We start from the raw sequence: 12670 nt of genomic DNA, 5'->3' as shown, positions 1-12670 counted from the left end.
ACAAGAAATATAAAATGAACTTGGAAACCCTGCTGGCTCTGCCGCGCAACCTTAAAAAAACCTTCTTCGTCATCCACGATATCTTGATGATATTCGTGGCGTTTTGGTTTGCCCAAAGCCTCAAAGTGCAATATTCCGACGAATGGTTGAGTATCGCCAACTGGCTGGCTTTCGGCAGCACCGCTGTGCTGACCATCATCCTTTTCATCCGTATTGGCCTCTATCGCGCCGTAACACGCTTCGTCAGCATCCGCGTCCTGACCGCCGCCGCATTCGGCAGCATCATTTCAGCGGTCTTGTTCTGCCTGACCACCCTGATTTTTGAGCAAAAACTACACCTTGCCCTGCCTATCGTCTATTTCTTGGTCTTGGTGGTCGGCGTGACCAGCTCGCGCATGATCCTGCGCGCTATTCTGACCGACCATCACCGTAAACAGATGACCCCCGTCATCATCTACGGCGCAGGCCAATCCGGCCGCCAGTTGTTGGAAGCCATCAAACAGGTTAACGAATATTCGGCCATCGCCTTTGTCGATGACAACCCAAAAATCCAACGTACCGTCATCTATGACCTTGCCGTCTACAACCCCAACGAAATCCCGATGCTGATCAGCCGTTACGGCGTCCGCAAAATTCTGCTGGCGATTCCAAGTTCTACGCCTGAAGAACGCAAAGACATCATTCGCCGCCTCGAAGCATACAAATGCGAAGTCCTGACCATTCCGGGCATGAAGGATTTGGTGGACGGCAAAATCAACGTCAGCTCATTGAAAAAAATCTCTGTGGTCGATTTGCTCGGCCGCGCCCCTGTGACACCGCGCCCTGAATTAATGAGTGCCGACATCAGCGACAAAGTCGTGATGGTGACCGGCGCAGGCGGCTCTATCGGCTCCGAACTTTGCCGTCAGATTCTCAACTGCCGTCCGACCAAACTGCTGTTGTTTGAATTGTCCGAATTTGCCCTATACAGCATAGACAAAGAATTGCGCGAAACCCAAGCCGCGCAAGGCAGCCAAGTCGAAGTCGTACCGCTTTTGGGTTCGGTTCAAAACAAAGAACGCCTTAGCAGCATCATGAAGGCCTATCACGTCGACACCGTTTATCATGCCGCGGCCTACAAACACGTCCCTATGGTCGAGTTCAACACCATCGAAGGCATTCAAAACAACGTGTTCGGCACACTCTGCTGCGGACAGGCTGCCGTAGATGCGGGCGTTTCCACCTTTGTTTTGATTTCCACCGACAAAGCCGTCCGTCCGACCAACACCATGGGCGCCAGCAAACGCATGGCCGAACTCTGCCTGCAAGCGCTTGCCGCCGAGCCGGAGCAAAAAACACGCTTCTGCATGGTGCGTTTCGGCAATGTATTGGGTTCGTCCGGCTCCGTTGTCCCCGTATTTGAAAAACAAATTGCCGAAGGCGGCCCGATTACCCTGACCCACCAAGACATTACCCGCTACTTCATGACGATTCCCGAAGCGGCGCAACTGGTTATCCAAGCCGGCGCAATGGGTAAAGGTGGCGACGTATTCGTCCTCGACATGGGTGAATCCGTAAAAATCATCGACCTTGCCCGTCAAATGATTGTCCTCAGCGGCCTCAAAGTGAAAGACGAGCAACACCCACACGGCGACATCGAAATCAAGATTACCGGCCTGCGCCCGGGCGAGAAACTTTATGAAGAACTGCTCATCGGTGATGAGGTGCAAAAAACCACTCATCCCCGTATTATGACCGCCAGTGAAGTAATGCTTCCATGGACGCAATTATCTGACATACTGTCGGAACTCGAAACTGCTTGTCTCCAAAGCGACCAAAACAGCCTGCGCCAGCTTCTGTTACGCGCACCGACAGGCTTCGTACCTAAAGACGGTATCTGCGACTTGGTTTGGCAACAAAACAATAATGCCGTCTGAACATTTTCAGACAGCCCAGACACCATCCCGCAAGGACTACTACATGAAAAAAACACTCTCCCTGCTTACTCTATTAGCACTGACTGCCTGTAACAGCACGACAGTCATTCCTGGTTCAACCATCAAAACCAGAACCAAAACCATTGTTTACACCGATACCGACACCGCAGCCGATACCAACCTCGACAGCCGCGTTGCCGTTTACCCCATTACGCCCAATCTGATTGAAAAAATGCGCAAGCCGCCTGTACTTTCCCAAAACAACAAAGGTTTGGAGCAAAGCAAAAGTGCTTACCGCTACCGCATCGGCAGCGGCGACGTCCTCAATATCATGGTTTGGGCGCACTCCGACCTCAACTCCCCTATCCAGCAAAGCAACCCGCAAACCAACCAAGTCAGCCGCGGTGCCTGGGTAGATGAGGGCGGTTACATCACTTACCCATTGGCAGGCAAAATTCAAGCCAAAGGCAAAACTTTGGACGAATTGCAAAATACCCTAACCAACCTTCTGAAACGCTACATCAAAAATCCTCAAGTAGCCATCAACGTTACCGAATTCCGTTCGCAACGTATTTCAGTATCCGGTGCCATCAGCCAAGCAGGTCAGCTGCCGATTACCAATATCCCGATGACCATTTTGGATGCCATCAACCAAGCAGGCGGCGTCACCCAAAGTGCCGACACCCAACACATCAAATGGACGCACAACGGCGTCGACCGCACCCTCTCCCTGCAAGACATGCTGCAATACGGTGATATGTCGCAAAACCATCTTCTCAGCCATGGCGACATCGTTTACGTTCCTAACAGCAGCAACAACAAAATCTACATCATGGGTGAAGTCGGCAAACAAGCCACTCTGCCGATCGGCAATCACGGCCTCAACCTGACCCAAGCGCTCGGCGAAGTCGGCGGCATGAACCAAAACTATGCTGATGCAACCGGCGTATTCGTGATCCGCCGCGCACCAGAAGATGCGGCCAAACCTATCCACATCTATCAGCTCAACCTGAAAGATGCGACTTCTTACGCACTGGGCAGCGAATTCAAACTGCGTTCGGAAGATACCGTTTACGTTACCGCCGCCCCGGTTACCCGTTGGAACCGCGTAATGTCACAAATTACCAACTCCATCAGCAACGTCAACACCCTCGACAATACATTTAAATAAACAGTGGTTCCTGCTGTCAGACCCTTGTTTGACAGCAGGATACAAAATTACGCACAATCCAAACCAATTACATAAACGGCATACAAAAGCCGTACACACCACACAAACGGAAAAGCAGTATCTTATAGTCTGACTCACGCTTTTTTCAGACCATAAACCGAAAACAATATCATGTACCACAACATACTCATCGTCTGCCTAGGCAACATCTGCCGCTCCCCTACAGCAGAGCGGATCATGCAGAAAAAACTACCCGGCCATCAAATCAGCAGCGCCGGCATAAAAGCACTGGCAGGGAAGGATGCCGATTTCCAAGCCATTAAAACCGCACTCAAACACGGCGTTATCGTTGCAGGCCATACGGCACGCCAGCTGACCGCCCAAATGTGCGAGCAGGCCGATTTGATTCTTGTGATGGAGCCCAGTCAAATCGATATGGTGGCCGACATCCATTCGCCGGCACGCAGCAAAACCATGCTGTTTGCCCAATGGTTACCTAAAAAAACCGTACCTGACCCATACAAACAAAGCAGCGAAATGTTTGAAGCCGTTTTTGAACAGCTCAATGCTGCCGCAGACACTTGGAAAACCAAACTAAACGGAAAAACTCAACCGGTATAAAACCGGCATGAACAAGAAAGCAAGCAATGAAAAAAACGACCTACATACCTTACAGCGCAGACAACGACGACATCGACTTCGGCCAACAGCTGCGCGTAATTTGGACAAATAAATACAAAATCCTCGCTGCCCTGCTTGCAGGCGGCGTTCTTGGCGCAGCCTTCAGCTTGGCATCCACTCCGCAATACCGTGCCGATGCTATGCTGGAAATTGAAACGCGACAAAACCAAATCCTGACCGAAATCAACAGCATCTTCAACAACCAAACCACGCCGTCTGAAGCAGAAGTCGAGCTGGTTCAATCACGCTTGGTGCTGGGTAAAACCGTCGATGACCTTCAGCTTGACCAAGAAGTCAAAGCCAAATACACACCCGTTATCGGCAGCCTGATGCACAATATCAGCGGCGACCCCGATCCTAAATTGACCGTCGGCAGCTTTACCGTACAAGACGAATGGTTCAACAAAACCTTCACGCTGACCGCCAAAAGCAACAAGGCCTATACCCTTACCCTGCCTGACAAACGCGTCGTCGAAGGCAAGGTCGGCGTGCCTCTGAAAATCAACAATCACACCATCCTCAAAATCGATCAAATATTGGCCAATCCGGGTCAAGAATTTGCGTTGACCAAGTTCTCCCGCATCAGTGCGATCGAAAACATCCAAAACAAACTGGCTGTTATCAGCAAAGGTAAAACCAGCCCCATCATCAACCTTGCCTTTACCGGCACCGACCCTAAACGTACCAGCGTCATCCTCAACAGCATTGCCGACAACTACGTTGCGCAAAACCGTGAACGCGACGTCCAAGTTGCATCCAGCGGTTTGGCCTTCATCAGCGAAGAATTGCCACGCTTGAAAGAAACCTTGCAAGACGCTGAAAACAAACTCAATGCCTACCGCCAACAATCAGGCTCTCTCGACATTCCACTCGAGTCCAAAGGCGCATTGGAAAGCCTGACCAGCATCGAAACCCAAATTACCCTGCTCAAAACCGAAGAAGCAGGCTTAGCCGAGCTGTACACGCCGGAACACCCTTCCTATAAAGCCGTATTGGACAAACTTGCCGTTCTCGAGCGCGCTAAAAACAAAATTAATCAACAAATTGCCGAGTTACCGAATACCCAACAAGAAGTTATCCGCCTGACCCGCGACGTAGAAACCAACCAGGCTACCTACGTCCAACTGTTGAGCAAACAACAAGAACTCAACATCATGAAAGCCAGTGCGCAAGGTAATGTACGCATCGTCGATTATGCCTATGTTCCTGAAAACCCTGTTGCCCCGCGCAAAGCCGTCATCACACTCCTGAGCGCACTTGCCGCAGGTTCATTGACCGCTTTGTGGCTCATGATCGGCAACCGCATGAAAAACGGCATTACGTCATCTGCAGAAATCGAAAACCTCAATTTGGAAGTCGTCGCTCTTGTTCCGCACTCCAAAACCCAGCAAAAACGCGACTTCTTCAAAAGCAAATTCAAGAAAACCGGCGGCCGTTCCAACTATCTGCTGGCCAGTGAAGACCGCGCCGATACTGCCGTCGAAGCCATCCGCGCCCTACGCACCAATATCTACTTCTCCATGCTGGACGCGCCTAACAACATCCTCATGATTACCGGTGCCGCGCCTGAAGCAGGTAAATCCTTTATCTCCGCCAACCTCGCCACCGTAATGGCGCAGTCAGGCAAACGCGTTCTGCTTATCGATACCGATATGCGCAAAGGCTACCTCGACCGACTCTTCGGCCTTACCCCCGAGTTCGGCTTGTCTGACATCCTCAACGGCAAAGCGGCTCCGGCCAAAGCCGTACAAGAGACCGGCATTGAAAACCTCCACCTCATCAGCAGCGGCAGCTATCCTAGCAATCCGTCCGAGCTTTTGATGGACAAACGTTTCAACGAGTTGCTCACCCACGCGCGCCAACGCTACGATTACGTCATCTTGGACACGCCGCCCGTATTGGCCGTGACCGACGCCGTCATCATCGGCCAACATGCAGGCACCGTCCTGATGATCAGCCGTTATGCGCACACGCGTGTACGAGAGCTTGAGGCCAGCGTCGAACGCCTCAAACAAAACCACATCAACATCAAAGGTGTCGTCCTCAACGGCATGAAGCACGAAGCCAACAACAGCTACGACTACTACGCCTACGATGCCTACCATTCCGGTAACAATAAATCATAAACCGAAGCAGGCCGTCTGAACTTTCAGACGGCCTAAGGCTTTTTAAACGGCACAAAAAATTTTTCACAAACGCCGCCCTTGCACCCCAAAGCCGTTTGTTTTAAAGTAAGCCCCGTTCCCATATGGAAGAGAAACATGAAAATTACCGTCATCGGCGCAGGTTCGTGGGGTACAGCTCTCGCGTTGCACTTTGCGCACCACAACAATGAAGTTACCCTTTGGACACGCAATCCCGACCAAATCCGCACCCTGCAAGCAGATCGCGAAAACAAACGCGGCCTGCCCGGCTTCCCTTTCCCTGAGTCCCTGACCGCTCATGCCGATTTGGGCGAAGCGCTGAAAGACAGCCAACTTGCCCTGATCGTGACCTCCGTAGCCGGACTCAGAAGCAGCGCCGAGCTGCTCAAACAGCATAACGCCGCCGATATTCCCGTTCTCGCCGCCTGCAAAGGTTTTGAACAAGATACCGGCCTTCTGACTTTCCAAGTACTGAAAGAAGTCCTGCCTAACAATAAAAAAATCGGCGTTCTCTCAGGTCCGAGCTTTGCCCAAGAACTTGCAGCCCAACTGCCTTGCGCCGTCGTGCTTGCTTCCGAAAACAAAGACTGGGTGGAGGAAACCACTGCCCAACTGAACACCAACGTGATGCGTCTGTACGGCAGCACCGACGTCATCGGCGTCGCTGTGGGCGGTGCCGTTAAAAACGTCATGGCGATTGCCACCGGCCTTTCAGACGGCCTCGAATACGGCCTCAATGCACGCGCAGCCTTAGTAACACGCGGCCTTGCCGAAATCACCCGCCTTGCCATCGCCATGGGCGCACAACCCAAAACCATGATGGGCTTGGCAGGCATCGGCGACCTTATCCTGACCTGTACCGGCGCACTCTCGCGCAACCGCCGCGTCGGCCTCGGCCTCGCAGAAGGCAAAGAGTTGCATCAAGTGCTTGTCGAAATCGGCCACGTTTCCGAAGGCGTCAGCACCATTGAAGAAGTCTTCAACACCGCCGCCAAATACCAAATCGATATGCCTATCACTCAAACCCTGCTGCAACTCATCCGCAAAGAAATGACGCCGCAGCAAGTCGTTGAACGACTGATGGAACGAAGCGCGCGCTTCGAGTAAACGGTCGCACCGTCTGCCATTCAGACGGCCTGACGCACAATATGACGGCCATAAGGCCGTCTGAAGGGAAACACATGAACCAATCACTGAACAATCTGGAAATCAACGTTTACCAACTTGTCCAAAAATTTGAAACGCTGGTTTCAGAAAACCGCCGTCTCAACGAGGAAATCGACAGACTCAAACTCGAGCAAGAGCAACAAAAACGCCAACACGATGCGGCCATTGACGAACTCAGCGAAGCCTTGCTGGTTCAAGTCGGCAAACTCAAAGAAGACCTGCAAAGCAAAATTGACAACCTGACTGCCGAAAAAGAAAACTACCGCAACACGCTGGCCCAAAGTGCAGACCAAATCCGCAGCCTCATTGCCCGACTGCCCCAAGAAACACAACAATAAAAGGATGCCCCGTGAGTATCGAACAAGTCAATCTCGACATCATGAATGTCAACTTCACCATCAACACGCCGAGTGAAGAAAAAGCCACCCTCCTGCAAGCCGTTGAAATGCTAAACAAAAAAAGCGATGCGATTAAAGAAAGTGGCCGCATCGTCGGCACAGACAAAATCGTCGTCATGGCAGCCCTCAACGTCGTACACGACCTCTTAAAAACCACCCTCAACGACGATTTGGCAATCGGTGAATTTGAGCGTAGAATAACCGACATGAACAACGCGTGCCAAAAAGCACTGGCGCGCTTGGAGTAAAACTGATTTTCCCCTTTTCCCTGCGGTGTTCGCGAAGGCATACATTCCTTTGAACCAATACGTTCGCTTTAGGTTGCCGGGAGCTGTAGTGGGCGCGAGTGTCCGTTTATCGGACGCACCCGAAACTACCCGAGGTGACCGCCTTGTCAGCAAGGTTCAAGCGGATTCAGCCTAAACGGCACTCGTGGGGATTCCCTAAAAAAGCCATACCGACAGGTGTGGCTTTTCCCTTTCCAAGTAAAGACTTTCGTAAAGATTTCCGGCCGTCTGAAAAAACCGCATATTCATGCATCAAACACGTTCGATTAAGATTGACAAAAACCAATCTCCTCTTTAAAATCCATAACTTTCTATATATATCTGGATTCCAACCATGAAAACCTTCTCTGCAAAACCCCACGAGGTGAAGCGCGAATGGTTCGTCATTGACGCAGAAGACAAAGTTCTGGGTCGTGTCGCAGCCGAAGTCGCACACCGTCTGCGCGGCAAACACAAACCCGAATACACCCCTCACGTTGATACCGGCGATTACATCATCGTCATCAACGCAGACAAACTGCGCGTGACCGGTGCTAAATTCGAAGACAAAAAATACTTCCGTCACTCTGGTTTCCCAGGCGGCATCTACGAGCGCACTTTCCGCGAAATGCAAGAGCAATTCCCAGGCCGCGCTTTGGAACAAGCCGTAAAAGGTATGTTGCCTAAAGGTCCTCTGGGCTACGCCATGATCAAAAAACTGAAAGTGTACGCCGGCGCCGAACACGGCCACGCTGCACAACAACCTAAAGTTTTGGAACTGAAATAATAAGGACACGACATGAACGGTAAATACTACTACGGCACAGGCCGCCGCAAAAGTTCAGTGGCTCGTGTATTCTTGACTAAAGGTACCGGCCAAATCATCGTAAACGGCCGTCCCGTTGACGAATTTTTCGCACGTGAAACCAGCCGCATGGTTGTACGTCAACCTCTGGTTCTGACTGAAAATGCCGAATCTTTCGACATCAAAGTTAACGTAACCGGTGGTGGCGAAACTGGTCAATCCGGCGCCATCCGTCACGGCATCACCCGTGCACTGATCGACTTCGATGCAGCTCTGAAACCAGCCCTGTCTCAAGCAGGCTTCGTTACTCGCGATGCTCGTGAAGTTGAACGTAAAAAACCTGGTTTGCGCAAAGCACGTCGCGCAAAACAATTCTCCAAACGTTAATACGTTTTCAGAATCGAATCAAAAAGCCTTGCTTTGCAAGGCTTTTTTCATTTATCAAACAATAATCCAATATCCCCGCAATATATGATGAAAACCCTGCTCCACTACGCCAAATCATTGCTTCAGGCTGTGATTCTCTTCATCTTCTTATCCCTGATTGTCGACTGGGTGCGCAAGCCTGACCAACCTTTGCAGTCGGCAGCACAAACACTGACTTTAACCAATGGTCAAACCACTTCCCTCCAATCCTTCAGCCAAAATCGGGTTGCCGTCGTTTATTTTTGGGGCAGCTGGTGTCGTATTTGTTCATACACATCATCAACCATAGAAAAACTGCACCAAGACAATATCCCAACATTGGGCGTAGCCTTGCGCTCCGGAAGTGACGCGGACATTACCCACCATATGCAACAAAACAATCTATCCTTTCCAAACTTCAACGATTCAGACGGCCTGATGGCTCAAAAATGGAACATAGCCGTCACACCAACCATTATCATATTAAAAGATGGCAAAATGATTCATCACACATCCGGACTTTCCAGTTATATCGGATTAAAAATCAGAATTTACTTGGCAAATATCTTCAGCTAAATTCATTGAAAATCCACTAAAAATAGGAAATCTAAAGAATAATTTCACCTGAATACATTCAAACAATTCAATTTCATAAATAAATAAACTATCTCTTTCCCAATAACATATCATTTTGTTGAGATTATAAAGAAAATAGACTAAGATATAACCATAAGAACAATTGGAAACATTATTATCAAAACAAACTGTTAGAGATTCTCATCTAATATCGTGGCAGTGATGCTTTTGTTCCCATAGACCCGGCTGCCGATGGCAGCCTTAAAACAGCAATATTCGCCTTTATCAATCTACCTCACGCTTCAACGGTTTGATTTTTGATAACACCGGAGACTTAGTAATGCCCAACCAATCTAAACATGCATCTATCAATATCGGTCTGATTCAGGCACGGGAAGCATTGATGACCCAATTCCGCCCTATTCTGAACCAAGCCAATATTACTGACCAGCAATGGCGTATCATCCGGCTCTTAGCGGAAAACGGCACACTCGACTTTCAAGATTTGGCCAATCAGGCCTGCATCCTTCGCCCCAGCCTGACCGGCATTCTGACTCGCCTGGAAAAAGCAGGTTTGGCCGTTCGCCTGAAGCCTTCCAACGACCAACGCCGTGTTTATCTGAAACTAACGCCCGAAGGTGAGAAACTCTATGAATCCATCGGTGCATTGGTTGACGAACGCTACGATGCGATTGAAAAAGTTCTGTCCAAAGAAAAAATGGCACAACTCAAAGAACTCTTGGCAGAGCTGGCAAAAATCGAACAGGCATTAAAATAAAGAAAGTCGGATGACAGACTCAACACACACACTCAAGGGACCATTTCGAGATGCCATGGCCTCCTGTGCCGCCGGCGTACACGTTATCACGACAGACGGCGAAACGGGACGCTATGGCATTACTATGACTGCCGTAACTGCCATTACCGATGAGCCGCCGACGGTCATGCTGTGCATCAACCGCCAATCCGCCATCATTCCCATCCTGCAAGGCAACCGTGACTTGTGCATCAACACGCTCAACGACAGCCAACAGGATGTTGCTGAACACTTTGCCGGACTGACCGACCTCTCGCCCGAAGAACGCTTCGAATACCATATTTGGCACAGGGGACAAACCGGACAGCTTGAAGTCGAAGGTGCGCTGGCGCACCTGCACGGCAGCATTGTCGATCAACGCGAAATCGGCACGCATTACGTCTTTTTCGTTCAGCTCAACGAAATCCGCAATACCGACACGCAGGCACCGGCATTGCTGTATTTTCGTAGGCAATTCAAATCTTTGGCATAAATAAAGGTCTCAGGCCGTCTGAAACATCGGTTTCATTTTTTCAGACGGCCTGAGACTTTTTCTGTTTCACACATTATAGGCACACCCATGAAAGCAATGATATTGGCCGCCGGTCGCGGCGAACGCATGCGCCCGCTGACCGACCACACGCCAAAACCCTTACTCGAAGTGGCAGGCATGCCGCTTATCGGCTGGCACTTACGCCGCCTGCGGAAGGCCGGCTTTACTGAAATCGTCATCAACCATGCCTGGCTTGGCCAGCAAATCGAAGACACCTTGAAAGACGGTTCGGACTACGGCGTGCGCATTGCCTATTCTCCAGAACTCGCCGGAGGCCTGGAAACCGCCGGTGGCATTGCCACCGCCCTGCCTCTTTTGGGCGACGAGCCGTTTTTGGTCGTCAATGGCGATGTGTTGACTGACATTGATTTCCAAGCTGCACGACTGGCTGCCCAGCGTATGCAGGAACACAACCTTCTCGCCCATTTGTGGCTGGTGGACAATCCGCCCCATCACCCCGAAGGCGACTTCGGCCTGCTTTCAGACGGCCTGGTATCCGCCTCATCCTCAGACGGCCAAGCCCTAACTTTCAGCGGCGTGGGCGTTTATCATCCCGCACTTTTCAAAGATACCCCGGCGCATCAGGCTGCCAAACTTGCCCCTCTGTTACGTCAGGCCATGAGCCAAAGCCAAATCAGCGGCGAACACCACAACGGCCTTTGGTTGGACGTCGGCACAGTCGAACGCCTGCAAGAAGCCGACCGTATTGCCCAAAGCTGGTAAAACAAAAGGGACGTATCCGATACATCCCTTTCAATATCAAAGGCCGTCTGAAAATATTGGTCAACCCATTTTTCAGACGGCCTCAATCTATCATCAAGCTTTAGCCAATTTCTTTTCTTTCTTCATTCCCAACAAGCCATTGACAATCATCACGCACAATCCCGACCAAATCAGGCCATAGCCGATCAATGCGCCTTTTTGCACCGGCTCACCCAGCCATACAATCGACACAATAAAAAGCAATACAGGCTCCAAATAGCTCAACATGCCGAACACCGCAACCTGCAACAACTGACTCGCCTTCAAATTCAAATGCATAGATATTGCGCTATTGAAGCCTAGCAACACAATAAAGAAAATTAAAACCGGTTTGGCCGCAATCATCGCCGGCGTATCCGTTGCAAATATAATATACGCCAACGCAAATGGCGTAATCATCATCAAATCAAAAGTCAGACCGATTAAAGAAGGCACACCCAGTTTTCGGCGTGGCAGATAATAAAACGGATAGGTGCCGAACACCCATACAGTCGTCCACGAAAACGCACCCGACCGTACCAATTCACATGCCACGCCTGCACACGCCAACGCAACGGCAACCGTCTGCAATCGGTTTAAACGCTCTTTAAACCAAATCCGTCCACCCAGCATCATCGCCAAAGGAAACAGGAAATAACCCATGGCGATGTTTACCCCTTCCCCGTTGACCGGCCCCCAGACAAACAGCCACAACTGGCTGGCAAATATCGGCGTCGGCAATACAATCAATAGCCACCGCTTCCAATCGCGGCCGATATTGCTCGCAAACCGCGCCGCCGCCCGCCAACCGTTGACCATCGTCATCAGCACGCATAAAGCCGACAACATCGCCACCATACGCCACGCGAAAATTTCTGTGCCACTCATCGGCTGCATCCATACGCCGTACAGAAACAGCATGGCAAACAACACATTGGACGTTATGGCCGCCAGCAAACCTTTGGATAAATTCGTCATTTCAGACGGCCTTCCTCAATAAATCAATATTGATATTGTAAAGAAAATGTGTGAAAAAATTTCTCATATTTTT

14 protein-coding genes and 1 other RNA gene are annotated in these 12670 nt (G+C 50.5%); 14 read left to right on the top strand and 1 reads right to left on the bottom strand.

The window, feature by feature from the left end; translation table 11 throughout:
• Window positions 1-14 precede the first annotated feature (14 nt).
• The 14 genes from HMPREF2606_RS09240 (at window position 15) to murU (ending at window position 11601) form a co-directional block, all read left to right on the top strand.
• Entirely contained in the window at window positions 15-1916 is a 1902-nt protein-coding gene (locus tag HMPREF2606_RS09240; protein ID WP_070584694.1) for a polysaccharide biosynthesis protein, read from the top strand.
• 43 nt (window positions 1917-1959) lie between these two features.
• The gene (locus HMPREF2606_RS09235) at window positions 1960-3087 is read left to right on the top strand and encodes a polysaccharide export protein (protein WP_070713711.1); all 1128 of its coding nucleotides are present in this window, start codon (window positions 1960-1962) and stop codon (window positions 3085-3087) included.
• Between the two features lie 171 nt (window positions 3088-3258).
• Window positions 3259-3708, top strand: coding sequence for a low molecular weight protein-tyrosine-phosphatase (locus HMPREF2606_RS09230; RefSeq protein ID WP_070584690.1), 450 nt, complete (start codon window positions 3259-3261; stop codon window positions 3706-3708).
• Between the two features lie 26 nt (window positions 3709-3734).
• The gene (locus HMPREF2606_RS09225; RefSeq protein ID WP_070713713.1) at window positions 3735-5894 is read left to right on the top strand and encodes a polysaccharide biosynthesis tyrosine autokinase; all 2160 of its coding nucleotides are present in this window, start codon (window positions 3735-3737) and stop codon (window positions 5892-5894) included.
• Between the two features lie 135 nt (window positions 5895-6029).
• Window positions 6030-7019 (top strand): NAD(P)H-dependent glycerol-3-phosphate dehydrogenase, encoded by a 990-nt coding sequence (locus HMPREF2606_RS09220; RefSeq protein ID WP_070713716.1) that lies wholly within the window; start codon window positions 6030-6032, stop codon window positions 7017-7019.
• Window positions 7020-7093: 74 nt separating this feature from the next.
• Entirely contained in the window at window positions 7094-7417 is a 324-nt protein-coding gene (locus HMPREF2606_RS09215) for a hypothetical protein (protein WP_070713718.1), read from the top strand.
• Between the two features lie 11 nt (window positions 7418-7428).
• Window positions 7429-7725: a cell division protein ZapA gene (zapA, locus tag HMPREF2606_RS09210; RefSeq protein ID WP_070713721.1), complete on the top strand. Its 297-nt coding sequence runs from the start codon at window positions 7429-7431 to the stop codon at window positions 7723-7725.
• 14 nt (window positions 7726-7739) lie between these two features.
• Window positions 7740-7920: non-coding RNA, 6S RNA (gene ssrS, locus HMPREF2606_RS09205), on the top strand.
• Between the two features lie 178 nt (window positions 7921-8098).
• Window positions 8099-8530, top strand: coding sequence for a 50S ribosomal protein L13 (gene rplM, locus HMPREF2606_RS09200; protein ID WP_003684605.1), 432 nt, complete (start codon window positions 8099-8101; stop codon window positions 8528-8530).
• A 12-nt stretch (window positions 8531-8542) separates the two neighbouring features.
• Window positions 8543-8935 (top strand): 30S ribosomal protein S9, encoded by a 393-nt coding sequence (gene rpsI / locus HMPREF2606_RS09195; protein ID WP_003681515.1) that lies wholly within the window; start codon window positions 8543-8545, stop codon window positions 8933-8935.
• Window positions 8936-9019: 84 nt separating this feature from the next.
• Window positions 9020-9529, top strand: a complete 510-nt coding sequence (locus HMPREF2606_RS09190) for a protein disulfide oxidoreductase (protein WP_210399763.1) — start codon at window positions 9020-9022, stop codon at window positions 9527-9529.
• Between the two features lie 340 nt (window positions 9530-9869).
• Window positions 9870-10307, top strand: a complete 438-nt coding sequence (gene hpaR / locus HMPREF2606_RS09185) for a homoprotocatechuate degradation operon regulator HpaR (protein WP_003684610.1) — start codon at window positions 9870-9872, stop codon at window positions 10305-10307.
• Window positions 10308-10317: 10 nt separating this feature from the next.
• The gene (gene hpaC, locus HMPREF2606_RS09180; protein WP_070584680.1) at window positions 10318-10818 is read left to right on the top strand and encodes a 4-hydroxyphenylacetate 3-monooxygenase, reductase component; all 501 of its coding nucleotides are present in this window, start codon (window positions 10318-10320) and stop codon (window positions 10816-10818) included.
• A gap of 87 nt (window positions 10819-10905) precedes the next feature.
• The gene (gene murU, locus HMPREF2606_RS09175; RefSeq protein WP_070713729.1) at window positions 10906-11601 is read left to right on the top strand and encodes an N-acetylmuramate alpha-1-phosphate uridylyltransferase MurU; all 696 of its coding nucleotides are present in this window, start codon (window positions 10906-10908) and stop codon (window positions 11599-11601) included.
• A 93-nt stretch (window positions 11602-11694) separates the two neighbouring features.
• Here the strand turns inward: murU and rarD are convergent, their stop codons facing one another.
• Complete coding sequence (gene rarD, locus HMPREF2606_RS09170; RefSeq protein ID WP_070584678.1) at window positions 11695-12597, bottom strand: EamA family transporter RarD; 903 nt, start codon at window positions 12595-12597, stop codon at window positions 11695-11697.
• Window positions 12598-12670 lie beyond the last annotated feature (73 nt).

Source organism: Neisseria sp. HMSC070H10 (genome assembly GCF_001837635.1).
GTDB classification, from domain to species: Bacteria; Pseudomonadota; Gammaproteobacteria; order Burkholderiales; family Neisseriaceae; genus Neisseria; species Neisseria subflava_A.
This window is presented reverse-complemented; position numbering and strand designations above follow the sequence as displayed.

Bases quoted from the DNA above. Each gene is read 5' to 3' on its own strand.
- HMPREF2606_RS09240 (WP_070584694.1), top strand. From the start codon at position 15: ATGAACTTGGAAACCCTGCTGGCTCTGCCGCGCAACCTTAAAAAAACC.
- HMPREF2606_RS09235 (WP_070713711.1), top strand. From the start codon at position 1,960: ATGAAAAAAACACTCTCCCTGCTTACTCTATTAGCACTGACTGCCTGT.
- HMPREF2606_RS09230 (WP_070584690.1), top strand. From the start codon at position 3,259: ATGTACCACAACATACTCATCGTCTGCCTAGGCAACATCTGCCGCTCC.
- HMPREF2606_RS09225 (WP_070713713.1), top strand. From the start codon at position 3,735: ATGAAAAAAACGACCTACATACCTTACAGCGCAGACAACGACGACATC.
- HMPREF2606_RS09220 (WP_070713716.1), top strand. From the start codon at position 6,030: ATGAAAATTACCGTCATCGGCGCAGGTTCGTGGGGTACAGCTCTCGCG.
- HMPREF2606_RS09215 (WP_070713718.1), top strand. From the start codon at position 7,094: ATGAACCAATCACTGAACAATCTGGAAATCAACGTTTACCAACTTGTC.
- rplM (WP_003684605.1), top strand. From the start codon at position 8,099: ATGAAAACCTTCTCTGCAAAACCCCACGAGGTGAAGCGCGAATGGTTC.
- rpsI (WP_003681515.1), top strand. From the start codon at position 8,543: ATGAACGGTAAATACTACTACGGCACAGGCCGCCGCAAAAGTTCAGTG.
- HMPREF2606_RS09190 (WP_210399763.1), top strand. From the start codon at position 9,020: ATGATGAAAACCCTGCTCCACTACGCCAAATCATTGCTTCAGGCTGTG.
- hpaR (WP_003684610.1), top strand. From the start codon at position 9,870: ATGCCCAACCAATCTAAACATGCATCTATCAATATCGGTCTGATTCAG.
- hpaC (WP_070584680.1), top strand. From the start codon at position 10,318: ATGACAGACTCAACACACACACTCAAGGGACCATTTCGAGATGCCATG.
- murU (WP_070713729.1), top strand. From the start codon at position 10,906: ATGAAAGCAATGATATTGGCCGCCGGTCGCGGCGAACGCATGCGCCCG.
- rarD (WP_070584678.1), bottom strand. From the start codon at position 12,597: ATGACGAATTTATCCAAAGGTTTGCTGGCGGCCATAACGTCCAATGTG.